We start from the raw sequence: 26,084 nt of genomic DNA, 5'->3' as shown, positions 1-26,084 counted from the left end.
CGCCGTCCGCGTTTCCCGCGCGGGCGGCGGCCGGGGCGTGGCTCACCACTTGAGAAAGCGCGGCCCCGTCAGCCAGCCGAAGCCGGCGACGATGGCAAGGCCCGCCGCGTACCAGATGCCCACATAGACCGGCGCATCGTTCACGCAGAAGGACGCATAGGCGAGGGCGCCGATGCCGCCCGCCACAAGGCCGAGCAGCGCACCGCAATAGTGCAGGTCGGTCGGCGCCGTCTCGCGCAGCACCAGCGTGAGCACGACGAGCGGAATGACCGACAGAAGCGGAATGGCGAGCACGCAGACGTACCAGTCGTTGAACATGGTCGCCATGCCGCTGGTCGCGGGCGTGGCGACGATCTGCATCACCGCCGCGAACCACACCAGCGCCAGCGGCAGAAGCGCGAGGCGGAGCAGCTTGCCGCTCGCCCGCCCGGCCCGCGCGGCCCGGCGCAGCCCGTGGGCGGCGATGGCCACCATCGTGGCGAGGAAGCCGACCTTCAGCACGAAGTCGAACGTGCCCACCGCCCGCAGGAGGTCCGGCCGCACCCCCAGCGCGAAGATGCAGGCGACCGCCGCAAGGCAGAGCGAGCCGGCCATGGCGAGCGTCAGCAGGCGGTCCTGCCGGCCCGGGTCCACCGCCTCGACGCGTGTGGCGAGGAAATCGATGAGGTCGTCGGTATTCATGGGCGTGCCTCCGACAAAAGGGCAGCAAGCTTCTTCATGCCGCGATGGATTCCGATTTTCACTGCGGCATCCGTCATGCCGATGCGGGCTGCGGCCTCGGCGATGCTGAGGCCCTCGATCTTCACGTATTCGATGGGCAACCGGAAATGCCGGGGCAGCGTCTCCAGCGCCCGGTGCAGTTCCCGCGAAGTATCCACCGCCTCATATCTGTCCACGTCGGCCAGATCGTCCATGTCGTCGATCTGTACGTTGCGGAGCGCCCGCGCGTTGAGGCGCAGATGGTCGATGAGCTTGTAGCGGGCGATGCCATAGGTCCAGGCGAGGACGGGCGAAGAGCCATCATAAGTTTGGCGCTTGGTGTGCAGCACCAGAAGGGTGTCCTGCACCAGGTCCTCCGCATCGTCTGCCCCGGCGCCGCTGCGGCGCAGACGGTTGCGGAAATAGCTGCGCAGACGCACGGACAAATGCTGCAGAAGCGCCCGGTGCGCCTCGGCATCGCCGGACTGGCTCGCGCGCATCAGCGCTTCCAGATCGGTTTCTCGGCTCATGAAGATCCCCCTCATGAGCACGAATTCGCTGGGCGGCGCTGAAAGGTTACAGGTGACGAGATCACGAGGATGCGAGGGCGGCGGGGAAAGGCCGGGGAGACCTTGCCGGGACTGCGTTTGGGCGTCTTTCGGCAGGCGCGCATCAGATCTCAATATCTGTTGAACGTCTATTTCGTATTGCCTGTAACTTAAATGCCCGGATCTGCGGAATATCCAGCATCAACGCTTCGATACTGGAGAAAATACATGCATAAGTCGATCCTCTCCCTCGCCGTCCTCGCTTCCGCGCTGGCCTTCGGCACCGCCGCCTTCGCCGACGAGACCGAGACCGCCGTGAACCGCGAGAGCCTGCGCGTCGCGGCCGGCATCACCCCCACCGATCATGCGCCGCTCGGCTATGGTGTCGATACCGGGGTGCACCACGGCTTTTCCGGCGCGCAGAAGCCCGAGCACAACCTCTCCGATGCCGACCGCGCGCTGTTCAAGCTCGGTGATCGCGGCCTCGGCAACAGCTGAGCGCCTCTCACAAAAGCCGGCCGCGGTGGTTTGCCATCGCGGCCGGCTTTTCGCGTTTCAGGAGGGTGTCAGCGCACGGGCTCGCTCGCCACATAGATGCGCCACCGTCCGTCCTCTTCCTCCACCAGCCGATAGAGCGGGCTCGATGCGAAGGGATCGGCACGCCAGGCGCCATCCTGCGCGGTGACGACGATGGCGCCGCAGCCGAAGGTCTGGCGCAAGGTCGCAACGTCCTCCGCCGTTCCGGTGCCGGCGAAAACGCGGTCGAAGAGCATCGCCGCGTCCGCGCGCTCCGCCGCTGTGAGGGGCGCGAAGGCAAGCGCCATCTCCGGCCCGCCGAAGCACGAGCGGCGACGGGACAGGAGGGCCCACGACAGGTTGATGGGCCAGGGCGTCAGCTTTTCCAGCCGCGCCGGATTGCTGGCGATCCGCACCTGTGGCCCCACCTCCCGCCGCACCGCCCGCCAGAGCGCCGGATCGCCGGCGAAGACGCGGCCGTCCTTGCTCGGTTCGCCCGTGATGTTGCGGTGGGCGAGGGCGAGGGTGTCCGGCAATCCGAGAACGATAAGAGCCAGGCCAGCGGCGAGAAGGACGCGGCCCTGCCGAGCCCGCATCGATTGCATGGCCCAAGACAGTGCCGCCGACAGTGCCGCGCCCGCGAAGGCAGCCTGCACCAGAATGGCGGGCAGCACCGCGCGCCAGCCGAGATCGTTGTTCTCCCCCGCCGTGCTCTGCAGGGTGGCGCTCACCGCCAGCGCGACAATCGCCAGCGCCGCCAGCGGCGGCGCGAGCCGCCGGGCCGGCTTGCCGCCCGTGCGCCCGGCCAGCACGAGAGCGAGGCCCGCCACTCCCGCGAACAGAATGGCGGGGAATTCCACCGGCAGTAGCACCAGCCAATAGGCGAGGGGATCGAGCACCGCACGAGTGGCTTCCGTCCATCCGGGGCCGAGCACGGGCAGGAGCGCGAACTGAAGCGGCGTGCCGCCGCCCCGCGCCGCCGCCGCATGGATTTGCGCCATCAGCAGAGGGGCGACCAGCACCAGCGCCACCAGCGCCGCACCCGCGAGCGCCGCGAGAAAGCGCAGGCGGCCCTTCGCGGGGCGGGAGAATGCCAGCGCCAGCGCCGCCGCCGTTCCCGCAAGCGCGAAGGTGACGCCGCCGACCCACAAGGAGCTGCCGAAGGCCGCTGCTGCGGCGAGCCCGATCAGCCCCGCGAGCACCGCCCCCTGCCCGGCACCGGAGCCCGTGCGCAACCGCGCCATCAGCAGCACGGCGGTCACGCAGGCCGTGGCGGAAGCGACATGATGCGGGCTCCAGCTCGTCTGGTAGAGGAGGCCGGCGAGGCCCGAGGCGGGTTCAAGCGCGAGATCCACCCGCGCCCCGCCGAAGAGCGCCGCCGCCACCGGCCGCAGCGAACCCGCCGATGCGGCGAGGAGCGCAAGGAGTGGGGCGGACATGCCGGGGCGCAGGCGGAAGGCGAGAGCCCCTACCAGCGCGAGCGCTGCGAAGCCGGTGAACCAGGTGGCCGCCGCATCCGCCGCCCAGCCGTGCGCGCCAGACAGGATGGCAAGTTCCGCTGCGCCGAAGTGCCAAAGATAATAATAGGCCACCGTCCCTGCCGCGCGGCCTGCCCCGAACACCGGATTGGCGGGTGGGATGGTGCCGTTCTGTGCGATTTCGTCGATGAGGATGATCTTGGCGTGGTCGTAGATAGGGGAGGCGAGCGCGATGGCGCCGTCCGGCATCACCTTCGGCAGAACGCCCAGCATCGGCACAAGCGCCAGCAGCCCGGCGAAGGCGAGCGCGAGAAGAGGAAAACGCGCGCCGGCGGAGGCGCGCGGAAAAGCGAGCGCGCACAGGCTCACCAGCGCCGCCGATCCGATGACCACGGCGGGCGACAGGCCGAACAAATGCGCCAGCGCGAGAGCGGCGGGGGTCTGCGTCGCCCAGCCGAGCGCAGGCGCCAGCGCCAGCGCCGCCGTGCGGCCCTGGCCCAGTCCGCGCGCCAGAAACCAGCCCGGCGTGACCCACAGGAGGAGCGCCAGCGGGATGCACGAGAGAAGGCTCGGCAGGGACACCATCAGCGGGCGGCGCCGGCCGTCACAGGCCGGCGAACCAGTTGAAGCCCTGCTTCTCCCAGAAGCCGAGGGGGTAGGTGTTGGTCACCTCGATGGCGCGGATCCATTTGGGATTCTTGAACCCGAGCTTCACCGCCGTGCGCAGCCGCATGGGCGCGCCGAACGGGTCCGTGATGGGCTCGCCCGCATAATGCGTGGCGAGGATGGTCTGCGGGTGGAGCGCCGAGGCCATGTCGATGCTCTCCATGTAGTCGTCATTGCCGTAGAAGGCGATGTACTTGGCCGAGAGATCCGCGCCCACGCGGGTGAGGAAATCCCTCAGGTTCGGGCCGGACCACTGGCCGATATAGTCCCAGCCCTCCACGCAGATGTGGCGGATGATCACTTCCTGCTGCGGCAGGGCATTGACGCGATCCAGCGTCCACGGCCGCTTGTCCTTCACGAGGCCGGACAGCTCCAGCTTCCAGGTGGAAAGGTCCACCGGCTTCACCTCGTCGATCTCGTAATAGGCGTTGAAGCGCGGCGGCTTCACCACGAGGTCGCGGGAATAGGTGGGGGCGAGCCGCTTCGGGTCGAACAAAGCGGCCTGCACGCCGTCGTTGAAGTTGGAGACGGTCCGTAGAACCCCCTGGACTTCTTCGCGATTGGAGATGTCGCAGCCGGCGAGGAGCGACAGTGCGCCGAGGCTCAGCGAGCCGCGCAGCAGCTTGCGGCGGTCGATACGCTCGAGAAGGGCCCGGTTCTCGACCATGAGGCTCTGGTCGGGTCGCGCAATGGAGGTCCGGTTTGGCCGGAAGAAGGAGCGGAGGGACATTTGCGTGGCCTCAGGTCAGCGCGAGGGATCGGGCGCGGGCGCGCCATCGGCGTGCAGGGGCGCGGGGTCGGGCAGGCGGGGGCCGCCGGTGAACATGGCGAGCAGCGTCTTCGGCACCAGCAGCGCCAGGGCCACGTGCACCACCATGAACAGCACGATGGCCGCCATGCCGAGGAAGTGGATCAGCCGCGCGGACTGGAAGCCGCCGAGCATCGAGACGAGACCGGAGAACTGCACCGGCTTCCAGATGGCGAGGCCGGAGGCCACCTGCACCACGATGATGGTGATGACACCGACATAGAGCAGCTTCTGCACCGCATTGTAGTGGGTGAGATCCTGGTGCTTCAGGCGGAAGGTCAAGGCGGCGACGGCCTCGGCGATCACTTCGCGGGGGCGGATGGGGAAGAGCAGGCGGGCGAAGCGGCCGGTGGCGATGCCGTAGGCGAGATAGGCGAGGCCGTTCAGCACCAGCACCCACATGCCGAAGAAGTGCCACTGCAGCGCGTGCTGGGCCCACACGCCGAGCACGATCGGCTGCGGGAAGTGCAGGAAGCCGAAGATCACCTCGTCATTGTAGATTTTCCAGCCGCTGCCGATCATCACGATCATGGCGATGGCGTTGGTCCAGTGCATGATCCGCAAGGCAAGCGGATGCATGCGTCTTGATGTATGTTCTTTCATGTGCATCGCTCTTGTCTTGGGTTTATTATATTTAATTTTGCATCATGTAATAAATATTGACCGTGGATCGTATATGGCGATGTATATCGTCAGATAAACGAACATGGAGTCTTTTTATGCGCCCCAGTCGTTCTGTTCTTGCGCTCGCCCTCGTCCTCGGTGCGACCGGAATCGGCGCGCCGGCCTTCGCGGGCGGGCCGCCCCACGCCAACACACAGACCGCGCCGGGGGAGGACGACCTCTCCCCCGCCGAGCGGATGGCGGAGCGCTTTCCCCAGAAGGTGCGGGTGGGCGATCTCGTGGGCCTGCCGCTGCTGGATTTCGACGACCGCACGCTGGGCTTTGTCACCGAGGTGGCGCGCACACCCGAGGGCGGCATCGTGCTCGTGGTCCCGGTGGGCGGCTGGTTCGGCCGCGGTGGCCGGCCCGTGCCGGTGCCCATCGAGACGGTGGCGATCCTCGGCCGGCAGATCGCGCTCCTCGACATCCCCCGCGACGACCTGCCGAAACTCGCCTCCTGGACGGCGGGCGCGGGCCAGAACGTGCCGGCGGACGACATGATCCGCATCGCCATCACCCGGCGCTGATGGGGAAAGGGCGTGGTCATGGCCGCGCCCTTTGTGTTTCCGCGAGAAGGTTCGCCGCCTCGATGGAGGGGATCTGCCGCCGGTTCAGCGCGAGGTGCCGGCCGAAGGCGAGGGCGCGCCGTTCCAGCCGTGCGCGCAGGCCAATGTCCGCGATGGTCTCGAACTCGGCGATATGGGCAAGGCCGAGGATGCGGCGGCTGATCTCCATGCCGGCGAAGCCCAGCGCATCCTGCCAGACCGACGTGAGGTGCGTCGTGAGCGCCGTTTTCGCGCCGGCCTCGTCCCCCTGTGCCTCGAACAGGTCGGAGCCGCCGAGGATGCCGGTGCGTTCGTTCGTCCAGAGGCGGGAGAATTCCGCCTCGAAGGTCCGCCAGAGGATGCCGGCGGTGGCCAGCAGGAATTCGCAATAGGCAGCCGCCGCCCGCGCGTCGGCGCGGTGGGCCTCCTGCGCGAAGGCGGCCATCCAGAGGTTGGCAAGGCATATGCCCACATCGAAGCCCATGGGGCCGTAGAGGGCGAACTCGGCGTCGATCACCCGCGTGTCGGTGGGCGTCGCCATCACCGATCCGGTGTGCAGGTCGCCATGCAGGAGGGTCTCGGCGCAGGTCGCAAACCGCGCCTTCATCTCCACCGCAGCGAGCTTCAGCGCGCGGTCGGCGCGGAAGGCGGCGGCGATGTCTTCGAGCCCCGGCGTGTGCCGGTTGAGGGGGGCATCTTTGAACGGGGCGGAGAAGACCAGTTCCTCGGTGATGCCGGCGAGTTCCGCATTGCCCGCGAACAAGGCGAGGTCGGCCTTGCGCGCCGTCGTGGGCATGGACCAGTCCGAGCCGCGGAAGAGCGTGCGGGCGAGGTAGAGCCCGAGATGCGTGCCGAGGAGTGGCAGTTCCTCCCCCTCCATGAAGGCGCGGCGCGCCACCTTGTGCGGGGTCAGGTGCTCCATGGCGAGCATCGCCTGGGCGGGATCGAAGACGATGAGTTCCGGCGTACGGCCGGGATCGCGCGCCCCGAGGCGCGAGAGCGCTTCGTGCTCGAAGAAGGCGCGGTCGAGGGACATGGGCCAGCTCTCGCCCACCACGCGGGCATAGGGCAGGGCCTGCTTCACCACGATGGAGCCCTTCGGCCCCTCGACGATGAAGACGAGGTTGAGGTTGCCGTCCCCCACCTCGCGCACCTGCCAGGCCTCGGCCGGCCCGAGCCGGTCCAGAAGCTCCGGTCGGCCACCGAGGCGGCGTGGCAGGCTCACGGCGTCGAGGGCGAGATAGGCGGTGCGGTCGAGCATCGGGGCCGTCCTCTCAGCGCAGGGAAACGGTTTCGGCGCAGTGCGCCATCCAGGCGGTGGCGAAGCCGGCGGCGAGGGCGATGGAGCGCGCGGCGCCGTTGTGGTCGCCCTTCTCGAAGTCGCCATGCACCCGGCCGAGCTGGTTGGTGACGTGGGCGAGGCACAGCACCGGCTTGGCCTGCGCGTGGGCGAAGGCGTAGAGCGCGGCCGCCTCCATCTCCACCGCCAGCAGGCCCTCGGCCTTGCGGCGGGCAATGGCGGCCTCGGTTTCGCGGAAGGGGGCGTCGGTGGTCCAGGTGGCGCCGGTCAGCACCGGCCCCGCTTCCTCGCTGCAGGCGGCGCGGGCGATGGTGATGACCTCCGGGTCCGCCGGGGCAAAGGGGGCTGGCGGCAAATAGTGGTAGCTCGTGCCCTCGTCGCGCAGCGCCCGGTCGATGATGATGTGGTAGGAGGGCGGCGCGTGCTCTGCGATCTGCCCGGCCGAGGCGACCGAGATCAGCAGCTCGCAGCCGCAGACGAAGGCCTGCTCCGCCACCAGCACGGAGAAGGACGCCCCCACCGCATAGCCGACGATGCCGAAGGAGAGGCCCTCCACCTCCCACGTCCACATGTCCGTGTGGTAGCAGGCCCAGTAGGGCGAGCGGACGGCGCCGAAATGCGCGCGCACATAGTCCACCATGTCGCCGTCGGGATCGAGCAGCACCACGCGCGGCACCGGGCCGGCGTCGAGCCCTTTCTGGCGGCGCGCCTCGCGCATCATGTTCTCGGGCCGGAACACCGACGGCGCGCGATGGTCCGCCCGCTCGATCAGCGGCAGGAAACCGGAGGGCAGGAAACCGGAGGGTGAGAAGCCGGAAGGAACAGGCACGGCGCGCATGCGCGAGATGTCGTCGGCTTCGTCGAGGGGCTGCAGCAGCATGGCGATCACTCACATCTTGTTCGGCGTGACGGCGGGGACGGCCGCTGGTGGGGCTGTTCCGGTCGCGACCCGCAGGAAGGTGGAGACGATGCGGGTGCCGGCGGTCAGGGTGGTGGAGAGGTTGCCGGCGACCTTCGAGACGCCGCCCCTGCGGCGGCGGTAGGCGACGGGAATCTCGACGATGGCGAGCCCGGCGCGGGCGGCGCGCATCTGCATCTCGATGTTCCAGCCGTAGGTGAGTTCCCGCATGCCGAGACCGACCAGCGCGTCGCGGCGGATGGCGCGGAAGGTGCACATGTCCGAATAGGCGACGCCGTAGAGGGCGCGGATGCCGAAGCCCGCCGCGCGCCCCGCCACCACCTGATGCCAGGCCATGGCGCCGGGCTCGCGCACGCCGCGGGTGCGGGACGCGATGGCGAAGTCGGCCTTCCCATCGGCGAGCGGCTTCAGCAGCGCCGGCAGGAAAGCTGGGTCGTCCGCCCCGTCCGCATCCATGAAGGCGATGATGTCGGCGTCGCGGGCCTCGCACACGCCCTCTAAGCAGGCGCGGCCGAAGCCGCGGCCGGAGGCGAGCACGGTGGCTCCCGCCGCAGCCGCAATCTCCTGCGTGCCATCGGTGGAGCCGCCATCGGCGACCACCACAAGATCCACGACGCCGGTGGGAATCTCCGCGAGGGTGCCGGCGATGGCCTCGGCCTCGTTCAGCGTCGGGATGACGAGCGCGACCCTCGGAGCGCCTGCGCGGGCCATCTAGAGGCTCCAGCGCAGGCCGCAATTGGCACAGGCGGCCGGCGGCGTTTCGGAGAGGAGGCCGGCGCGGAACGCCTTGTAGGCGTCGCCGTGCCAGATGTCGGACAGGGACTGGGTTGTCGCGTCGCCCAGCGTGTAGTTCTCGTATCCGCGCTGGGAGAATGGCGCGATGCAGCAGGGCAGGGCGCGGCCGTTGGCGGTGAAGTACATCACCGTCCACGGCCGCCGGCACATGGACCAGGGCGAGCCTTCCTCCGGCCGCTTCAGGCTCATGCCGGGCTCGGAGGCCGCGCCGGAGGCGGAGAAGACCATCCCCAGTTCCGCAGCCACCCGCGCCGCCTCGGCGATATAGGCGGCCTCGTCGGTGTTGATCTGCTCGTAGAGCGCTTGGTCCGGGCGGGCACGTCCGATGGCCTCCTGCTCGAAGAAGACGAGACGCTGGAGATAGACTTCGCGCACCCCCAGCTCCGCCGCCACGCGCACGAAGTCGGGCAGTTCGGAGATCGTCTCCTTGAGCCCGGTGAGCCAGGCGGAGACGCGAGGATTGGTGTGGCCCTCGCGCTCCTGAAGGTCGCGGAAGGCGCGCACATTCTTCAGGATGCGGTCGAAGTAGTTCTTGCCGCGGATGGCGCGGTAGGAATGCGCGTTGGCGGCATCGAGGGAGACGCGCAGTTCGTCGAGGCCGGCGGCGATCATCGCCCGGCCGTTCTTCTCGGTCAGCACCGTGCCGTTGGTGTTGAACAGTACGTACGTGCCGCGGTCCTTGAGATAGCGGACCATGCGGTCGAGATCTGGCACCAGCATGGGCTCGCCGACGCCATGCAGCACGCAGCGTTCGAGATCGGGGATCTGGTCCACGATGGAGGTGAACAGCTCCCAGCTCATGTCGGCCGGCGGTTCAAGCTCCTCATAAGTGCGCGGGCAGGTGGTGCAGAGCAGGTTGCAGCGGTTCGTGGTCTCCAGATAGAGGCAGACCGGCTTTCGGACCGGCACGCTGGTGCGGTCCGTTTCCGCCCGCTCGAAATAGCGGCGGGAGACGGCGGGCGCGCCGGGGGTGAGAGCGTTCATCGTGAAGATCCGTTGCTGGAAGGGGGAGGCGGCCGCGATCAGGAGGCGCGGCGGCAGGGAGGATCGATATCGGCAACGGGCAGGCCGAGCCGTTCGGCGAGGCGTTCCTGGGCGAGGAGGCGCCGGAGCAGGTCCGCGCTGTTGCGCGCCGCGCCGCGGGCGAGGGGCGCGGTGCCGAAGGGGACGCCTGCGATCAACTCGCCATGGAGCAGGCGCAGCGCCTGCGCATCGTCCACGTCGTACCAGGGCGGCAGCACATGGACGGGAAGGCCGATCTCGGCGGCGCGGGCCAGCGTTTGCTCAAAGACGCGCTCAGTGCTCCAGTCGATGTCTGCGAACAGGTGCCAGTGCGGCGCTTTCAGGCCGAGCACGTAATAGCCGCCGTCCGTGGACGGGCCGAGAACCGCGCGGTCGCCGGGCTGGGCCAGCACATCGGCGAGTTCCGCGAGCAGGGCGGGGGGCAATGTCGGGCTGTCGGCATTCAATACGGCCGCTGCGGGATGTCCGAGGTCGAAGAGGTGAGCGAGGGTCATCGTCAGGCAGGCGCCGAAGTCGGGGGCCACTGCCTCCATCCGGCCGACGCCCGGCGGCAGCACGGCATCGAAGAAATGCGCGGCCCCCGCCGGCCCATAGGCCACGTAGGGCGTGACGGGCGCCATTCGCCCGGCGGCGAGGATGTTGCCCACGATGTCCTGGATGAAGGCGGTGTTGAACGCCGCCGCCTCCCTGGGATCGAGCGGCGGACAGAGCCGGGTCTTGGTGCGGCCCGGTGCGGACGCCTTCGCCATCACGGCGATGGCGCACAGGTCTCCAGACCCCGGGGCGCGTGTGCGCACGCCCTCGCGCAGGTCGATCATGGCTCGTCCCCGTTCTGGTTTTGCTTGTCTGTGAGTGAATTCGCGGCGGAAGCGGCTCCCGTTACGTCGATCACGAACGAGTGAACGGGGGATTTGCTTCACATGCCTGCGGCATCGCCCGCGCCGACCAGGCCGCGCAGGCGCGCGACTTCCATCTCCAGCGCGGCGATGCGCGCCTCGCGCTCCTGCAGGGCGGCGGCGACGAGCGGGGCGTCGATCTTCTGCGGGATGTGCTGCGGGCAGTTGATGTCCCAGACCGAGACCTTGAAGAGCAAGGCGCGCTCGGGAATGGCGCCGTAATCCTCCGGCATCAGGCGCGCCACGAGGTCCGCATCGCCCTCCACCACGGAGAGCTCGCCCCACACCTTGATGCGGCGGCGGTGGGTGTAGTCCATCAGGAAGAGGAAGGCCTTCGGGTTCTCCGAGGCATTGCCGACCGTGATGTACTGCCGGTTGCCGCTGAAATCCGCCATGCCGAGGGTGTGCGCGTCGAGGACTCGGATGAAGCCCTTCGGCCCGCCGCGATGCTGGACATAGGGCTGGCCGTCGGCATTCGCGGTGGCGAGGAAGGCGGTGTCGATCCCGCCGAGGAATTGCACGAAATCCGGCGTCAGCTCCGTGCGGAAGCCGCCGCGCGCCTCGACGCGGGCATAGGCCTGGCGGGAGCCGCGCGCCTGCTGCGCCGCCTTCACCGCCGCCGTGAAGGCGACATCGCTGGAGGGCGTGATTGCAAGGGGTTCGGACATGGCAGCCTCCTTCGGAAAGCACGAGGTGCCGGGCCCCGTGAGGGGCCCGGCTGTGAGGCTTCGGCTGGCACCCGCCCACGCTCCGCCGTTTGAGGGGCGGTTCGTCCGGCGGAGCGCGTTCGGATGCCGGCCGCAGGCCTCAGGCGGCCCGCGGCGTGCCGGAGCGCACCACGGGAAAGTCGATCTCGGTGCCGGCGACGTTGTTGAGGTAGTTGGTGAAGATGTTCACGGCGACATGCGCCACCACCTCCACCAGCGCGCCGTCATCAAGGCCGGCGGCGCGGGCGGCGGAAAGGTCCGCATCGCTCACCTGGCCGCGGCGCGAGACCACCGCGCGGGCGAAGGCGATGGCCGCTTCCGCCTTGCTGTCCGCCGCGCGGCCGGCGCGGGCCAGGGTGATATCGGCGTCGGAGAGGCCGGCGCCCTTGCCGATGAGGGTGTGGGCGGAGAGGCAATAGTCGCAGCCATTCACCTCGGCGACGGCGATGGCGAGGCTTTCGCGCGTCTTCGCCGGCAGGGCGCCGCTGCCCAGCGCGCCGGATAGGCCGATGAGGCCTTCCAGAGCGGCGGGGGCGTTGGCGGCGACCTTGAACAGGTTCGGCGTGGCGCCGAACTTCGCCTGGACGGCGGAGAGCAGGTCCTTCGCCTTGCCGGTGGTGGTGGCGGGATCGAGGGCCGGGATGCGGCTGGAAGAGTGGTCCACGGGGGCGCCTTTCGCATTTCGCTTCGGGGCGGGCCGTCGTTTCATCGCGGCCCGGTGACCAATAGCTAGGGCTTCCCGTTCTTGTGCAGAATGGCTATAATCTGAAAGTTATTGTTTCATTATCTGAAATTAGGCGATGGACCGCATCGACGCCATGACCGCCTTCGTTGCCGCGCTGGACGAGGGGAGCCTTGCCGGCGCGGCGCGGCGGCTCGGGCGCTCGCCGGCGGCGATCACGCGCGCAGTGGCGCTGCTGGAGGAGCGGCTGGGCACGCGCCTTCTCCACCGAACCACGCGCGCGCTGCACCTCACCAAGGCCGGCGAGCGCTATCTCGCCGCCTGCCGCGCCATCCTCGCCGAACTCGCCGAGGCGGATCAGCTCGCGGCGGGCGAGCGCACCGATCCGCGCGGCCTCCTCTCCCTCACCGCGCCCGTCACCTTCGGCCGCCTGCATGTGGCGCCGCTGGTGGAGGACCTGCTGGAGGCGAACCCGAAGCTGGAAGCGCGCCTGCTGCTGGTGGATCGCGTGGTGAGCCTGATCGACGAAGGCCACGACGCGGCGGTGCGCATCGGCCACCTGCCGGACTCCAGCCTCGTCGCCGCCCGGGTGGGGGAGGTGCGCCGCGTGGTCTGCGCCAGCCCCGCCTACCTCGCCGCCCACGGCGTGCCGCAGGTGCCGGCGGACCTCGCCGGCCACCGCATCGTCTCCTTCTCCCAGATCACCGACAATTCCATCTGGAGCTTCGCGCCTGGTCCCGGCGGCGGCTCGCGCAAGCAGGTGACGGTACGCCCGCATTATGTGGTGAACGGCGCCGAGGCGGCCATCGATGCCGTCGTGCGCGGCCGTGGCATCACGCGCGTGCTCTCCTATCAGGTGGAGGAGGCGGTGGCCGCCGGGCGCCTCGCCTTGCTGCTGGAAGACTATGAAGGCCCGCCCCTGCCGGTGGCCATCGTCTATCCCGAGGCGCGCCTGCCGGCGGCTAAGCTGCGGGCCTTCGTGACCTTCACCGTGCCCCGCCTGCGAAGCCGGCTCGCTGCTTTGCCGGTGTCATCCGCCGCAAAAAATCTCTCCGGTCGGGAATAAACCGGCTCGCTCCCCGGTCTTGGCCCATGTGGGACGCCCTGAGGTGACGCCCACGCTTCGACCGGCGCCGCTCCATATGGGTGCGCGGTCGCAGCGCCGGGAGCCCCCGGCGCCATGCGGAGAGATCCATGAGCAGACACGAACGGCTGTCCTCCGAGACCGCCCCGCGCCTTGACGCTGACGGCATCGACCGGCGCGGCTTCCTTGAGTGCATGACCTGGGCCGGCACCGGCATCCTGTGGTCCATCTCCGGCGGCGTCGCGAGCGGCGTCGGCCTCGGGCGGGCACTCGCGGCCGAGCCGGCGAAGGCGCTGACCTTCCTGCAGATTTCCGACAGCCATGTGGGCTTCGACAAGGCTGCCAACCCGGATGCGCTCGGCACCCTGCGGGAGGCGGTGGCCCGCATCCGGACGCTGAAGGAGAAGCCCGCCTTCATGATCCACACCGGCGACATCAGCCACCTGTCCAAGGACAAGGAATTCGACGACGCCGACCAGATCATCAAGGAGGCCGGCGTCCCCGTCTTCTACGTGCCGGGCGAGCACGACCTCCTCGACGACGGCCAGGGCAAGGCCTATCTCGACCGCTACGGCAAGGGCGCGAAGGGCGCCGGCTGGTACAGCTATGACCATGGCGGCGTGCATTTCATCGCGCTGGTGAACGTGGTGAACCTGAAGGCGGGCGGCCTCGGCAATCTCGGCACCGAGCAGCTGGAATGGCTGGAGAACGATGTCGCCGGCCTGCCGTCCTCGACGCCCCTCGTGGTGTTCGCCCACATCCCCCTGTGGACCGTCTATCCCGAATGGGGCTGGGGCACCGCCGATGGGCTGGAGGCCCTGTCCTACCTGAAGAGGTTCGGCTCGGTGACGGTGCTCAACGGGCACATCCACCAGGTGATGCAGAAGGTGGAGGGCAATGTCTCCTTCCACACCGCACGGTCCACGGCCTTCCCGCAGCCCGCCCCCGGCACCGCGCCCTCGCCCGGGCCGCTGAAGCTGCCGGCGGGCGAACTGAAGAAGAATCTCGGCATCGCCACGGTCAACTTCGTCCGCGGCTCCGAGCCGCTCGCCATCATCGACACGCCGCTCGAAGGCTGAGCCGCCCCCGTCGCCCTTCCTCCGTCATGGCCGGCTGCGGCCGGTGTCATCCGTCAGGAGCTTCATCTGTGAAACAGTCGCCTCTTCCCCTTCCGCCTCAGGTCGCGGTCCTCGCCATCTGTCTTGCCTTCGGTGCCCTCGCGACGCCGGCCGCTGCCGAGGATGTCACGGTCAGCATCGACAATTTTACCTTCACACCGGCCGAAGTCACCGTCACGCCAGGCACCACGGTGACCTGGATCAACAATGACGATATTCCTCATACGGTGGTCGATAAGAAGCAGGCATTCCGGTCGAATGCTCTCGATACGGAAGGCAAGTTCTCCTTCACCTTCACGAATGCGGGAGATTACTCTTATTTCTGTTCCCTTCACCCGCACATGGTCGGAAAGGTCATGGTGAAGGCGGGCGGCTGATGCCCGGTCCGGGGCGGCTGCGGCCGCCCCCTCCATCCGGAACGGAGACGGGATGATCTCGATTGCGGCCTTCCCGCCGGCATGCGCGCGGCCTTGTCGTGGCCCGAGCGCGGGCGGCAGGCGCGGCGTCCTAGGCGGTGTTTTTGGGGCCGTCGCCGAAGCTGTGCGCGCGTTCTTCGCCGTGGCAGCGGCTCCGGCGGGGGGCGCGGCCGGGAGCGCCGAGGACGCGCAGCCCGGTCGGCCGTTGACTGCATTGGAGGCGGCGCATTTCCGCGCCAGCATGCTGCCCCATCTCGACGCGGCCTATACCCTCGCCCGCTATCTCACACGCGATGCGGATGCTGCGCAGGATGTCGTGCAGGATGCCTATCTGCGCGCCTATCGCGCCTTCGCCGATTTCAAGGGCGGCAGCGCGCGGGCATGGCTGCTCGCCATCGTGCGAAACTGTCACCTCACCTGGCGCGATCACCGGCGCCGCGAGATGCTGCGCCACGCGCCGGTCGCGGTGGCTGCAGAAGACGGCGGCGAAGCGGAAGACGCGCTCGATCTGCTGGTGGACGGCGAGACTCCGGAAACCATCCTGCTGCGCCGATCGCAGGCCGACCGGGTGCGCGGCGTTCTCGAACTGCTGCCCGAGCCCCTGCGCGAGGTGCTGGTGCTGCGCGAGCTGGACGAGCTCTCTTATCGCGAGATCTCCGACGTCGCGGGCGTGCCGGTGGGCACCGTCATGTCGCGCCTCTCCCGCGCGCGGCGCCATTTCGCCGACCTGTGGGAGCGCGTCGCCGCCGGGGCGGAGGCGGTGCGATGAGCGAAAGCACGGATCGCGCGCCCGAACCCTGCGCGGAGTGGGACGCGCTCCTCAATTCCTACCTCGACGGCGAACTCGACGCCGTCCACGTCCTGGAGGTGGAGCGGCATCTGGCCTCCTGTCCGGCGTGCGCCGCGCACCTGCGCCGGCTCGAAGGCAGCCATGCGCTCCTAGCCTCCGGGCAAGCGCGGTGGCCGGTGCCGGAGGGGCTGCGCGAGAGCGTGGTCGCTGCCCTCGCGGCGGAGGCGGCCAATGCCTCGCCGGCCGCCTGGAGCCCCGCTACGCTGTGGCGCCGCTTGAGGGGTGGTATGGGGCGCACCCTGATGGGCGAACGGTTCGCGCGGTGGAGCCTCGTGCCCTCCCTTGCGGTGCTGGCGGTGGCGCTGGTCATCGCAGTGCTGCCGCCGCGCGGGGGGGGCCTGGAGGACGAGTTGGTCGCCGGCCACGTCCGATCCCTGCTCGCGGACCATCTCACCGATGTGGCGTCGTCCAACCAGCACACGGTGAAGCCGTGGTTCGGCGGCCGCATCGATTTCTCCCCGCCGGTGGTGGACCTCGCCGCACGCGGGTTTCCGCTCGTGGGCGGCCGGCTCGATTATGTGGGGGGACGGGTGGTCGCGGCCCTCGTCTATCGCCGCAACGGCCATGTCATCAACGTCTTCGTCTGGCCCGGCGCGTCCGGCGCGCGCACGGTGAAGGGCCGCGACGGCTATACGCTCATGGGCTGGAGCGAGGCGGGTCTGTCCTATTGGGCTGTCTCGGACATCAATCCCGTGGAGCTGAAGGAGTTTCAGGAGGACTTCACCGGGGCGTTACCGAAATAGGCTCCCGGCCTCCGCCTTGAGTAGGAAGGGCCGCAAGCTCGGGCAGGCTCGTGACCACTATGTCCGGGGGATAGCCGAGGGCTTCCTCCTGCGTCCGCAGGGCGCGGTAGAAGGCGGATGCCGACAAGGGGCCGGTCCCCGCAAGCTCGGCGGCGAGGTCGGCTTGCGGCACGCGGGAGATGCGGGCCACGTTGAACCCGAACCTCTTCGCACCGGCGATGTCGAAGCCGTTGGAGGAGACGAACATCACCTCGCCGGGCTTCACGCCCAGTCGTTCCTCCACCAACTCGTAGGCGCGCGGGTCGGGCTTGAAGCAGCGCTTGGGATGGACGCTGATGGTGTCCTCGATGAAAGGCGCGAGCGGCGAGTTGCCGACCAGCGCCTGGAGCATGGCAGGGCTCCCATTGGACAGGATCGCCCGACGCACGCCCGTCAGGCCTGCCAGTGCCTCGGCCGCATCGGAATAGGGCGTGAGCCGATTGTAGGCCTCGGCAATGTCGTCGAACAACCGCTCGCTGGGCTGAAGCCCCAGGATGCCAAGTGTGTAGGTGAGGGCGCGGCGGGTAACGGACCAGAAGTCCTGATAATCACCCATGAGCGAGCACAGCCAGCTGTATTCCAGCTGCTTCATCCGCCACACCTGGGTGATGATCTCACCATGGCCGGGGAAGGCCGCATCGGTCACGGCACTGACCGATTGGACGTCGAACAGCGTGCCATAGGCATCGAACACATAGGCCCGGATCATGGGCGGCGTCCTGTCGTGGAGGGCGGGAGCGCGGGCGGGATCAGCCCGGCAAATTCGGATCGAGGGCGGCGAGGGCGGGTTTCACCACCCCCTCCAGCAGTTCGCGGCCGGGGCGCAGGCGCGCCAGCACCCGGAGGCCGAGATGGACGCCGAGGAGCATGCGCGCCAGCTCCTGCGCGGTCTCCCGGTTCTGGATCGTGCCGTCCGCGCGGCCGGCCTCGATGCGGCGGGTCAGGAAAGCCTCCACCTCACCGAGGGAGGCGAGGGCGGCGGCGCGCAGCTCGGGGTCGTGCGGCCCCATCTCCACCGCGGCGTTCACCACGAAGCAGCCCTTCATCTCGGGATCGTCCAGCGCTCGCTCCAGCGTCTCCCGGAAGAAGGAGGATATGGCGTCGCGCGGGGCGATGTCCGGCGCCTCCAGCCGGCGGATGCGTTCCGCCATACTGTGGCTGGCGTAGCGTTCCAGAACCTTCTCATAGAGCGCGCGCTTGTCGCCGAAGGCGTTGTAGAGGCTGGCGCCGGTGAGGCCCATGGAGGAGGCGAGATCGCGCACGGAGGTCGCCTCGTAGCCGCGGGTCCAGAAGCAGCGCAGCGCCGCGTCCAGTACCTCGCCCTCGTCGAACGCCCTCGGCCGCGCCATGGTCCCCTGTCTTTCCCGCTTATTCCGCCTCGACACCCGGCGCAGCGTAACCCGCGCCGGGGGAGGCGTCATCCGGCCTAGCGTGCGGTCTGGCCGAACAGGATCTTCTTGCCTTCCTCGGTCACCGTCGGACGCTTGGTGAAGGGCTCGCCCTTCGCGTAGGCCGCGATGGTGGCCGGACGCGCCGCCACAGCCTCGAACCAGCGCTTCAGGTTCGGGAAGGTGTCGAGATCCTGCTGCTGGCGCTGGTGCGGCACGATCCAGGGGTAGATCGCCATGTCGGCGATGGAATAGTCCTCGCCCGCCACGTTCGCGCTCTTGCCGAGGCGCGTGTTGAGCACGCCATAGAGACGGTTCGTCTCCTTCACGTAGCGCTCCATGGCATAGGGGATGCGCTCCGGGGCGTACTGGACGAAATGGTGGTTCTGCCCCGCCATGGGGCCCAGCCCGCCCACCTGCCAGAACAGCCATTCCAGCACGCTCTTGCGGCCGCGCACGTCGGTGGGAACGAAGCGGCCGGTCTTCTCGGCGAGATAGAGCAGGATGGCGCCGGATTCGAACACCGAAATGGCCGCGCCACCATCGGTGGGCGCATGATCGACGATCGCCGGCATGCGGTTGTTGGGGGCGATGGCCAGAAAATCCGGCTTGAACTGGTCGCCTGCGCTGATGTCGACGGGGATGATAGTGTAGTCGATGCCCGCCTCTTCGAGAAACATCGTGATCTTGTGACCGTTCGGGGTCGGCCAATAATGCAGGTCGATCATTCTGGATCATCCATGGCGTGTCGTGCCGCCGCCGAGATCTGGCATGCGGCAGTATTTTGCGATGCGGACAGCTTGCGCGGGTTTCCGATGCATGCATTCTATATCAGTCGTTCTAAAACGCAAACGTGCCCGCTTCGGCGGTTGCCAGCGAAGGGTGATCCCGTTGATCCGCTTCTATTTCCATCCCACGCCCAACCCGGCCAAGGTCGCGCTCTTCCTTGAGGAGACGGGCCTTCCCTACGAGATCGTCCCGGTCGACACGGCCAAGGGCGAGCAGCACCTGCCGGCGTTCCGCGCCATCAATCCCAACGGCAAGGTGCCGGCCATCGTCGATACGGAAGGGCCGGGCGGCGGCGAGGCGCGGGTGTTCGATTCCACCGCGATCCTCCTCTATCTCGCGGAGAAGACCGGCCGCTTCGGTGGTGATCCCAAGGACCGGCCGGAGCTGCTCTCCTGGCTCCTGTTCCTCGCCAGCGGTCTCGGACCGTTCTCCGGTCAGGCGGTGCATTTCCAGCATGCCGCGCCCGAGGGGCTCGGTTATGCCGTGAACCGTTACCGGCGCGAGGCGGAGCGGCACTATCAGGTGCTCGACGACCTGCTCGCCACCCGCCCCTATGTCACCGGCGCGGACTACACCATTGCCGACATGTCGGCCTGGGGCTGGATCCTCAGGGCATCGCGGGTGCTGAAGGGCGAGGGTGATCCTCTGGCGCGCTTCCCGCACATCAAGCGCTGGTTCGCCGAGATCGATTCCCGGCCCGCCGCCACCCGCGCCCGCGAAGTGGGCAAGGACCACGCCTTCAAGGTTATGGGCGACGAGGACTCTCGCAAGGCGCTTTTCCCCTCCAACTATCCGTCGGCGGCGGAATAGGGTCAGGACTCCACGCGAATGCCGACGTCGCCCTGCCGGTCGATCACCGACAGGGCGGCGGAGGCCTTCACGCGCTCCACCTTCACGTCGATGTGCCCATCGGCGACGGCGAGGCCGGTGAGGGTGAGCGTGTCGAGAAATGCCGGCAGCATGGGCCGCTCGAACACCGCGCGCCGTTCCGCCACGTCGAAGCTCAGGCCGAGGGAGGCCTGGAGAAGGGCAAGAGGAGCCGCCGCAGCCCAGGCCTGCGGCGCGCAGGCGACCGGATAGCCCACCGGCCCCCGGTTGCGCTGGCGGGCGAAGCCGCAGAACAGCTCGGGGATGCGCCGGAGGTCGAAATAGACCGAGGCGCGGAACAGCCCCTCGAAGATGCGCGCCGCCTCGGCCCGGAAGCCATACCGCGCAAGCCCTAGCGCAACCACGGCATTGTCGTGCGGCCACACGGAGCCGTTGTGATAGCTCATGGGATTGAAGCGCGCCTCGCCGGCCGCGAGCGTCCGCACGCCCCAGCCGGAAAAGGAACTGCTGTTCATCAAGGTCGCCGCCACCGCTTCCGCCCGCTCGGGCAGGGCGATGCCGGAGAACAGGGCGTGCCCGGCATTGGAGGTGCGGACGCGGCAGGGCGCCTTGTCGCCGTCCAGCGCGAGGACGTAGGTGCCGAGGGCCGGATCGAAGAAGGCGGCGTCGAAGGCGGCACGCAGGTCGCGCGCCCGCGCCGCATAGGTCTCCGCCGCCTCCGGGGCGCCGAGTACGCGCGCAATGGCGGCCGCCGCATTCCACGCCGCATAGGCATAGCCCTGCACCTCCACCAGCGCGATGGGGCCTTTGGCGAGCCGTCCGTCAGCATGGAAAATGCTGTCGTGGCTGTCCTTCCAGCCCTGGTTCACCAGCCCGTCCCCGCGCCGGCGGCCATATTCGATGAAGCCGTCCCCGTCGCGGTCGCCATGCTCGCGCATCCAGCCGAGCGCCGCCTCGATCGCCGGCCAAAGCATGCGAACCGTCTCGACGTCGCCGGTGCGCTCCACATAGGCGCCGGCCAGCATGACGAAGAGCGGGGTGGAATCGATGCTGCCGTAATAGCGGCGGAACGGCACCTCGCCGAGTTCCGCCATCTCGCCGAAGCGCACCTCATGCAGGATCTTGCCCGGCTCGGCATCGGCCTCGGGATCAAAGGTGGTGGCCTGGTTGGCGGCGAGATGAAGCAGCACGCCGCGCGCCAGAGAGGGGGTGAGCCACAGGGTCTCGAACGCGGTGATGATCGCGTCGCGCCCGAAAACGGTCGAGAACCACGGGACGCCCGCATAGGGGTAGGGGCCTTCGGGCAGGTCGGTGATGAGGACGTTGAGGTCGCTCACCGCGCGGCGCAGGCCCTCGTTGAAATGATCGTTGGACGAGGAAACGCCGGCCGAGCGCGCCGTTCGTATCCGCATATCGGCGCGGATGTCCTTGAGGCCGAGCCGGAACGCCTGCCGGGCATCGCGCTCCGGCTCGGTGCCGTCGCACCGGATCTCCGCGAAAATTACGAAGCCCTCGCCGGGCTTCAGGGTCAGCCGGTAGAGCGCGCGATCTGCCTTCAGGACGGTGGGCCGGGGGGCGAAGGCGAGGCGGGTGGTGCGGGTGTGCTCGTCGAGGCCGCGATAGGAGAGGGACACATGGCTCTCCCCCACCACCGGCGCGGCCATCCGCCCGCGCTTTGCCCGATGCGACCCGCGCACCTCGAACAGATCCACGAAATCGGCATCGAAGAAGAGTCCGATCTCGAAGGTGCGCGTCTCGCCATCGAAATTGCGAACGGACAGGCATTCATGACATGCGCCGCGGAACAGGAAGCGCGAGCGGCGCAAATGGATGAGGTCATGAGCCAGCTCGCCCTCGCCGTTGCGCGTCGGCAGGTCGGGATTGGTGAGGTCGCAGCTCAGCGTTGCGTTGTCGTCCCGCACGGTGGAGCCGAGAAGCAGCGGCCGCACCCCGTCGATGGTGAGGAAGAATTGCGAGAGGTGCCGCGTATCGCGGTGGAACAGGCCGTGGTTGCTGGCGAGGCCGGGAACGGCATCGCCATGGGCATCGAACACGGCGAACGTCTCGTCGTGCTTGAGCGTGCGCGGCATCGCCTCGATCTGCGAGGCGCTGGCCGCGATGGCATAGCCGGGCTCCTGCGGGTCTGCGGCGGCAGCGCGGGCCGCAGCGTCAGACGGCGACATTGAGGCTCCCGTTGACCATCTCGCGCGGCACCATCCGGGGGGAGGAGGGCGCGGCGAGGCGTTCGTAGAGGGCCACATAGTCCCGCGCCATCCGCGTCGCTGAGAAGCGCTTTTCGAAGGTGCGGCGGATGGCGGCGCGGTCGAGCCGGTCGAGATCGGCGACGCGGGCCACCGCCTCATCCTGATTGCGGACGATGTAGCCGGTTAGTCCGTTCTCCAGCACCTCCGGAACCGAGCCGCAGCCGTAGGCGATGGTGGGCGTGCCGCAGGACATGGCCTCGATCATCACCAGCCCGAACGGTTCGGGCCAATCGATGGGAAAGATCAGGGCCTTGGCATTGCCGAGGAACTGCGCCTTCTGACGTTCGTCGATCTCGCTAATGAATTCGACCCCGGGTGTCGCTTCCACCATGGGGCGGATCTTCGTTTCCCAATATTCCAGGTCCGCCTGGTCCACCTTCGCCGCGATCTTGAGCGGCAGCCCCGCGCGGGCGGCGATCTCGATCGCGCGGTCGGGGCGCTTTTCCGGCGAGATGCGGCCGAGGAAGGCCAGATAGTCGCCCCCCGTCGGATTGAACGGCAGGAGCGCTTCCGGCAGGCCGTGATAGATCGTGGAGGCCCAGTTCACCGGCGGCATGGGCTTGCGCTGGTGGTTGGAGATGGAGACCAGCGGAAACTCGTCATAGAGCGCATAGAGCCGCTGGGCGGCGACGCTGTCGAGCCGGCCGTGCAGGGTGGTGAGCGTGCGCGGCGCAAGCTCCTTCAGCACCGGATAGTGCAGCACGTCCACATGCACATGGATGAGATCGAACTCGTCCGCGCGCCGCCGCACCTGCTCCAGCATGAGCAGGTGGAAGACGACGGGATCAACGGGGCCGGTGGAGAGACGCAATCCTGTCTCGCACATGGGCTCAAGCTGGGCTGAAGTGAGCGAGTCGCCGCTGGCGAACAGCGTCACGTCATGGCCCTGCGCCACCAATTCTTCGGTGAGGTAGGAGACGATACGTTCGGTTCCCCCATAGCGGCGCGGCGGCACGCTCTCGATGAGCGGCGCGACTTGGGCGATGCGCATGTGTGTCTCCTCCGGCGGCGCCGGCGCGATGACTACCGAGGATGGGTAGGTCTCGCGTGTCTGACGTCTCAACGCGGCAGGAGGGCACAAGGTTTCACTGCATCTGCGAAGACGGTGCGCGCGGCGGGGCTGCTGGAGGAGGTCGTAAGGGGAAGGGCGTTGAAATCGGTTCGGCCGAGGAGGCCTTGCAACGTCAATCTCTGCAAGGCCGGCTCGACACGGAAAACGTCACGCCTGCCCGCTGCCTGCCGCGAGGCTCGGCGCCGCGCCGGGCCAGGGGGAGAAGGCGGTGGGGACGAGGATGCGGTTTTCCATGGTCATGATCATGGGCCGTATCTTCACGAGGCACGCCTGCCAGCCGGGCTGCGCCGCGAGCTTCTCGCGCCGCTTGCGCCGCTCCTCCAGGTCCGCATACGCCCAGAAATGGACGAGCTGGTTCTGCGTGCCGATCTCGGTGGTGAAATAGCCGAGGAAGCCGCCGAGAATCTCCCGCTGCAGCGGCAGGCCCTCGCTGGTGTAGATCGCCATGTAGTCGGCGATGTTCACCTCGGTGTGGAGCACGTACATCCGCTCTTCGACGATCATGGGCGGTGGCTTTCCTGTTCGGCGGCGTCGGGCGCCTCGTCCACGATGGTGTTGGCGAGGATGCCGATGCCCTCGATCTCGATCTCGATGAGGTCGCCGGCCTCCATGAAGCGCGGCGGCGTGCGGGCGAAGCCGACGCCGGCCGGCGTGCCGGTGGCGATCACGTCGCCGGGCTCCAGCGTCATGACGGCGGACAAGGTCTCGATCAGATCCGACACGGGGAAGATCATCTCCCGGGTGGAGCCATCCTGCAGCGTCTCGCCATTGAGGCGCGCGGCGATGCGCAGATTGTCGACCCCGGAGGGCAACTCGTCCGGCGTCACCAGCTCAGGGCCGATGGAGCCGGAACGGTCGAAGTTCTTGCCCATGGTCCACTGGGTGGACTTGCGCTGAAAATCCCGGATGGAACCGTCATTGAAGCAGGAATAGCCCGCGACATGATGCAGGGCATCCGCCGCGCGGACGTGGTGCGCGGTTCGCCCGATCACCACCGCAAGCTCGGCCTCATAGTCGAACCGCTCGGAGAGTACCGGGCGCACCAGCGGCTGCCCGTGGCCCACCAGCGAGGTGGCGGTGCGCAGGAAGACCGCCGGATAGGTGGGAATGGGGTGGCCGCCCTCGCGGGCGTGGTCCGCATAATTGAGGCCGATGCAGATGATCTTGCCGGTGAGCGGAACCGGCGGCAGCAGGCTTACCTGCGCCTCTGGAATGGGAGTGGCCTGCGGGACATGCGCGCCGTCCGCGAGGGCGGCCAGAAGGGCGGTGAATGATCCCCCTGCCACCCCAGCGAAGGGGGTTACGTGGTCATCCCGTCGCGTGCCGAACTGGATGCGGCCCTGATGTTCAAAGCGGACGATGCGCATGACGCTCTCTCGTTCAGCCAAGGGGCCGGACCCAAGCCCGGCCGCCCCGGCATGCCCTTGGACTTACTTCAGCTCCTGACCGGCAAGGTCGCCGTCGAGAAACTTGTTGGGCCGCAGGAACATGGAGATGACGAGCGCGCCGTTGGGAGAGCGGGCCACATGCTGGTTGCCGGCCGGGCGCCAGACATAATTGCCGGAGAGCGCCTCGCCCTCGGCGTCCACGATGCTGCCTTCCAGCACGTAGGTCTGCTCGATCTCCACATGCTCATGGCGGGGCAGCTCCGTGCCGGGCTGCCAGCGGAAGAGGGCGGTCATGAGGCCGGTCTCCTCGTCGAGGAGCAGGATCTTCATGTCGATGCCCTTGGTGGGGGTGGGCTTCCACGGCAGGCTCGGCACGTCGACGTAGCGGGAATCTTTCGGACCGAGCTTGTCCTCGCCGGCGAGGCCGGGGGTGATTGCGACCATGTTCTGCTCCTGAAATTCGATGCGGGACTGTGGATGCGCGGGGGCATTCGGCCGGGAGCCCGCAGTCTCCCGGCTTCGCTGAAAGGAAAGACCCGGAGAGTTCAGTTCTGCTTCACCAGGGCGCAGCCGCCGGCCTCGAGGGGCTTGAAGGCCTGGTCGGCGGGCGTCTCGCCGATCTTGGCGTAGAGGTCCCACGGGCCATTGGATTCGGCCGGGCTCTTCACCTTGAACAGGTACATGGGGTGGATCTTGCGGCCGTCGGCTCGAACGTAGCCCTTGCCGAAAGCGAGGTCGTCCGTGGGCAGATCCTTCATCTTGGCGACGATGGCGCGGCCATCCGCGTCGCTGTTGAGGGCCTGGACCGCCTTCAGATAATGCAGCACGCCTGAATAGACGCCGGCCTGGAAGGAGGTGGGCATGGCGCCGTTCATCTTCTCCGAGAACTTCTTGGCGAAGGCTCGGGTCTGGTCATTGAGATCCCAGTAGAACGGCTCGCTGAGATAGAGCCCCTGGCCGCTGGTGAGGCCGAGGGACTTGATGTCCGTGAGGTACACGGCGAGCGCCGCCAGCTTCTGCTTTCCCTGGGTGAGGCCGAATTCGGCCGACTGCTTCATGGAATTGGTGAAGTCGGCGCCGGAGTTGGCGAAGCCGATCACCTTGGCGCCGGAGGCCTGGGCCTGCAGCAGGAAGGAGGAGAGGTCCGACGAGCCGAGCGGGTGGCGGACGGAGCCGACCACGGTGCCGCCGGCATTCTTCACGATCTGCCCCGCCTCGCGCTCCATGTCGTGGCCGAAGGCATAGTCCACCGTCACGAAATACCAGCTGCTGCCGCCCGACTTCAGCACTTCCGTCGCCGTGCTCTTGGCGAGGGAGTAATTGTCCAGCGTCCAGTGGACATGATTGGGCGTGCAGGAATCACCGGTCAGGCGATTGCTGTTGGAGGTGGCAATGACGGCCACCTTGTTCTTTTCCTTCACCAGCTGGACCAGAGCCAGGGAGATGGAGGAATTGGGGATGTCGGCGATCATGTCGACGCCGTCCACATCCAGCCACTTGCGCGCGATGTTGAGGCCGATGTCCGGCTTGTTCTGGTGGTCGCCGACGATGATCTCGATGGGCGTGTTGCCGATCTTGCCGCCGATCTCCTCCACCGCGATCTTCGCGGCCGCGACCGAGCCGGGGCCGGCCATGTCGGCATAGATGCCGTTCTGGTCGTTGAGCACGCCGATGCGGACGACGCCATCGGTGAACTGCGCCCGTGCAGCGGAGGTCGCCGCGAGGGAAAGGCCGCCCACCGCCAGGGCAAGGGCGGTGCGGGCCAGCATGCGCTTCATCTGTGTTTCCTCCCCATGATCGGACGCCGGGGCGCCCAATGCTGCCTGCCTTTGCAGGTCGTTTTCTACCTTAAGAGCGAAT

Annotated in this window: 29 protein-coding genes; 8 read left to right on the top strand and 21 right to left on the bottom strand. The window is 68.2% G+C overall.

The genetic code is table 11. The features are described 5' to 3' along the window. Positions 1-42: 42 nt before the first annotated feature. Together FHT36_RS19990 and FHT36_RS19985 are read right to left on the bottom strand one after the other, a co-directional pair. Positions 43-681 (bottom strand): NrsF family protein, encoded by a 639-nt coding sequence (locus FHT36_RS19990; protein WP_169124239.1) that lies wholly within the window; start codon positions 679-681, stop codon positions 43-45. After that, entirely contained in the window at positions 678-1,229 is a 552-nt protein-coding gene (locus FHT36_RS19985) for a sigma-70 family RNA polymerase sigma factor (RefSeq protein WP_169124238.1), read from the bottom strand. The genes FHT36_RS19990 and FHT36_RS19985 overlap by 4 nt, the downstream gene beginning before the upstream one ends. A 246-nt stretch (positions 1,230-1,475) precedes the next feature. On the opposite strand from FHT36_RS19985, the gene FHT36_RS19980 reads away from it, so the two are divergent. Beyond that, positions 1,476-1,745 (top strand): hypothetical protein, encoded by a 270-nt coding sequence (locus tag FHT36_RS19980; RefSeq protein WP_169124237.1) that lies wholly within the window; start codon positions 1,476-1,478, stop codon positions 1,743-1,745. Between the two features lie 68 nt (positions 1,746-1,813). On the opposite strand, the gene FHT36_RS19975 is transcribed toward FHT36_RS19980, so the two are convergent. Genes FHT36_RS19975 through FHT36_RS19965 form a run of 3 tightly spaced genes read right to left on the bottom strand, consistent with a single transcriptional unit; the run spans position 1,814 to position 5,294 of the window. Continuing rightward, the gene (locus tag FHT36_RS19975; RefSeq protein ID WP_169124236.1) at positions 1,814-3,826 is read right to left on the bottom strand and encodes a hypothetical protein; all 2,013 of its coding nucleotides are present in this window, start codon (positions 3,824-3,826) and stop codon (positions 1,814-1,816) included. A 19-nt stretch (positions 3,827-3,845) separates the two neighbouring features. Further along, positions 3,846-4,637 (bottom strand): molybdopterin-dependent oxidoreductase, encoded by a 792-nt coding sequence (locus FHT36_RS19970; RefSeq protein WP_169124235.1) that lies wholly within the window; start codon positions 4,635-4,637, stop codon positions 3,846-3,848. Positions 4,638-4,652: 15 nt separating this feature from the next. Beyond that, the gene (locus tag FHT36_RS19965) at positions 4,653-5,294 is read right to left on the bottom strand and encodes a cytochrome b/b6 domain-containing protein (RefSeq protein ID WP_246702337.1); all 642 of its coding nucleotides are present in this window, start codon (positions 5,292-5,294) and stop codon (positions 4,653-4,655) included. A 140-nt stretch (positions 5,295-5,434) separates the two neighbouring features. Between FHT36_RS19965 and FHT36_RS19960 the strand changes: the two genes are divergently transcribed. Then, positions 5,435-5,905: a PRC-barrel domain-containing protein gene (locus FHT36_RS19960; protein WP_169124233.1), complete on the top strand. Its 471-nt coding sequence runs from the start codon at positions 5,435-5,437 to the stop codon at positions 5,903-5,905. A 16-nt stretch (positions 5,906-5,921) separates the two neighbouring features. On the opposite strand, the gene mtnK is transcribed toward FHT36_RS19960, so the two are convergent. The 7 genes from mtnK to FHT36_RS19925 form a co-directional block, all read right to left on the bottom strand. Further along, entirely contained in the window at positions 5,922-7,184 is a 1,263-nt protein-coding gene (mtnK, locus tag FHT36_RS19955) for an S-methyl-5-thioribose kinase (RefSeq protein ID WP_169124232.1), read from the bottom strand. Between the two features lie 13 nt (positions 7,185-7,197). Next, positions 7,198-8,103, bottom strand: coding sequence for a nucleoside phosphorylase (locus tag FHT36_RS19950; RefSeq protein ID WP_169124231.1), 906 nt, complete (start codon positions 8,101-8,103; stop codon positions 7,198-7,200). A gap of 9 nt (positions 8,104-8,112) precedes the next feature. Further along, complete coding sequence (locus tag FHT36_RS19945) at positions 8,113-8,853, bottom strand: glycosyltransferase family 2 protein (protein WP_169124230.1); 741 nt, start codon at positions 8,851-8,853, stop codon at positions 8,113-8,115. Further along, positions 8,854-9,921, bottom strand: coding sequence for a radical SAM protein (locus tag FHT36_RS19940; protein ID WP_169124229.1), 1,068 nt, complete (start codon positions 9,919-9,921; stop codon positions 8,854-8,856). A gap of 38 nt (positions 9,922-9,959) precedes the next feature. Continuing rightward, the gene (locus FHT36_RS19935; RefSeq protein WP_169124228.1) at positions 9,960-10,778 is read right to left on the bottom strand and encodes a TIGR04282 family arsenosugar biosynthesis glycosyltransferase; all 819 of its coding nucleotides are present in this window, start codon (positions 10,776-10,778) and stop codon (positions 9,960-9,962) included. A gap of 98 nt (positions 10,779-10,876) precedes the next feature. Beyond that, positions 10,877-11,524: a pyridoxamine 5'-phosphate oxidase family protein gene (locus FHT36_RS19930; RefSeq protein WP_169124227.1), complete on the bottom strand. Its 648-nt coding sequence runs from the start codon at positions 11,522-11,524 to the stop codon at positions 10,877-10,879. Between the two features lie 139 nt (positions 11,525-11,663). After that, positions 11,664-12,227: a carboxymuconolactone decarboxylase family protein gene (locus tag FHT36_RS19925; RefSeq protein ID WP_407077086.1), complete on the bottom strand. Its 564-nt coding sequence runs from the start codon at positions 12,225-12,227 to the stop codon at positions 11,664-11,666. A gap of 136 nt (positions 12,228-12,363) precedes the next feature. On the opposite strand from FHT36_RS19925, the gene FHT36_RS19920 reads away from it, so the two are divergent. From FHT36_RS19920 to FHT36_RS19900, 5 genes are all read left to right on the top strand, one after another. Continuing rightward, positions 12,364-13,311 carry a LysR family transcriptional regulator gene (locus tag FHT36_RS19920; RefSeq protein ID WP_169124225.1) on the top strand — a complete coding sequence of 316 codons (948 nt, stop codon included), beginning with the start codon at positions 12,364-12,366 and terminating at the stop codon, positions 13,309-13,311. A 128-nt stretch (positions 13,312-13,439) separates the two neighbouring features. Further along, positions 13,440-14,408 carry a metallophosphoesterase gene (locus tag FHT36_RS19915; RefSeq protein WP_169124224.1) on the top strand — a complete coding sequence of 323 codons (969 nt, stop codon included), beginning with the start codon at positions 13,440-13,442 and terminating at the stop codon, positions 14,406-14,408. Between the two features lie 68 nt (positions 14,409-14,476). Continuing rightward, positions 14,477-14,824, top strand: coding sequence for a plastocyanin/azurin family copper-binding protein (locus FHT36_RS19910; RefSeq protein ID WP_348644526.1), 348 nt, complete (start codon positions 14,477-14,479; stop codon positions 14,822-14,824). 52 nt (positions 14,825-14,876) lie between these two features. Beyond that, a complete protein-coding gene (locus FHT36_RS19905; protein ID WP_246702336.1) occupies positions 14,877-15,632 on the top strand; it encodes a sigma-70 family RNA polymerase sigma factor in 756 nt (251 codons plus the stop codon). Then, positions 15,629-16,456: an anti-sigma factor gene (locus FHT36_RS19900; RefSeq protein WP_169124222.1), complete on the top strand. Its 828-nt coding sequence runs from the start codon at positions 15,629-15,631 to the stop codon at positions 16,454-16,456. The genes FHT36_RS19905 and FHT36_RS19900 overlap by 4 nt, the downstream gene beginning before the upstream one ends. Here the strand turns inward: FHT36_RS19900 and FHT36_RS19895 are convergent. The 3 genes from FHT36_RS19895 to FHT36_RS19885 form a co-directional block, all read right to left on the bottom strand. Next, complete coding sequence (locus FHT36_RS19895) at positions 16,434-17,204, bottom strand: haloacid dehalogenase type II (RefSeq protein WP_169124221.1); 771 nt, start codon at positions 17,202-17,204, stop codon at positions 16,434-16,436. The genes FHT36_RS19900 and FHT36_RS19895 overlap by 23 nt on opposite strands. Positions 17,205-17,244: 40 nt before the next feature. Continuing rightward, the gene (locus FHT36_RS19890) at positions 17,245-17,844 is read right to left on the bottom strand and encodes a TetR/AcrR family transcriptional regulator (protein ID WP_169124220.1); all 600 of its coding nucleotides are present in this window, start codon (positions 17,842-17,844) and stop codon (positions 17,245-17,247) included. 77 nt (positions 17,845-17,921) lie between these two features. Further along, positions 17,922-18,611: a glutathione binding-like protein gene (locus tag FHT36_RS19885; protein WP_169124219.1), complete on the bottom strand. Its 690-nt coding sequence runs from the start codon at positions 18,609-18,611 to the stop codon at positions 17,922-17,924. Between the two features lie 163 nt (positions 18,612-18,774). Here FHT36_RS19885 and FHT36_RS19880 point away from each other — a divergent pair, with 163 nt between their 5' ends. Next, positions 18,775-19,482 (top strand): glutathione S-transferase family protein, encoded by a 708-nt coding sequence (locus tag FHT36_RS19880; protein ID WP_169124218.1) that lies wholly within the window; start codon positions 18,775-18,777, stop codon positions 19,480-19,482. 2 nt (positions 19,483-19,484) lie between these two features. On the opposite strand, the gene FHT36_RS19875 is transcribed toward FHT36_RS19880, so the two are convergent. The 6 genes from FHT36_RS19875 to FHT36_RS19850 all read right to left on the bottom strand — a co-directional run bounded on the left by FHT36_RS19875 (position 19,485) and on the right by FHT36_RS19850 (position 26,002). Further along, positions 19,485-21,683 (bottom strand): amylo-alpha-1,6-glucosidase, encoded by a 2,199-nt coding sequence (locus FHT36_RS19875; protein ID WP_169124217.1) that lies wholly within the window; start codon positions 21,681-21,683, stop codon positions 19,485-19,487. After that, on the bottom strand, positions 21,670-22,755 hold the full coding sequence (locus FHT36_RS19870; RefSeq protein ID WP_169124216.1) for a glycosyltransferase family 4 protein: 1,086 nt from the start codon (positions 22,753-22,755) through the stop codon (positions 21,670-21,672). Before FHT36_RS19870 ends, FHT36_RS19875 begins: the two co-directional genes overlap by 14 nt. A 228-nt stretch (positions 22,756-22,983) precedes the next feature. Further along, positions 22,984-23,340 (bottom strand): NIPSNAP family protein, encoded by a 357-nt coding sequence (locus FHT36_RS19865; RefSeq protein ID WP_169124215.1) that lies wholly within the window; start codon positions 23,338-23,340, stop codon positions 22,984-22,986. Next, the gene (locus tag FHT36_RS19860) at positions 23,337-24,203 is read right to left on the bottom strand and encodes a fumarylacetoacetate hydrolase family protein (protein ID WP_169124214.1); all 867 of its coding nucleotides are present in this window, start codon (positions 24,201-24,203) and stop codon (positions 23,337-23,339) included. The genes FHT36_RS19865 and FHT36_RS19860 overlap by 4 nt, the downstream gene beginning before the upstream one ends. 63 nt (positions 24,204-24,266) lie before the next feature. Next, the gene (locus FHT36_RS19855; protein ID WP_169124213.1) at positions 24,267-24,668 is read right to left on the bottom strand and encodes a cupin domain-containing protein; all 402 of its coding nucleotides are present in this window, start codon (positions 24,666-24,668) and stop codon (positions 24,267-24,269) included. A 101-nt stretch (positions 24,669-24,769) separates the two neighbouring features. Next, a complete protein-coding gene (locus tag FHT36_RS19850) occupies positions 24,770-26,002 on the bottom strand; it encodes an ABC transporter substrate-binding protein (protein WP_169124212.1) in 1,233 nt (410 codons plus the stop codon). Positions 26,003-26,084: the final 82 nt, after the last annotated feature.

Source organism: Xanthobacter sp. SG618 (assembly GCF_012932745.1).
Lineage (GTDB): Bacteria > Pseudomonadota > Alphaproteobacteria > Rhizobiales > Xanthobacteraceae > Xanthobacter > Xanthobacter flavus.
Note: the sequence above shows the minus strand (reverse complement) of the source record. Positions and strands in the feature narration are given on the sequence as shown.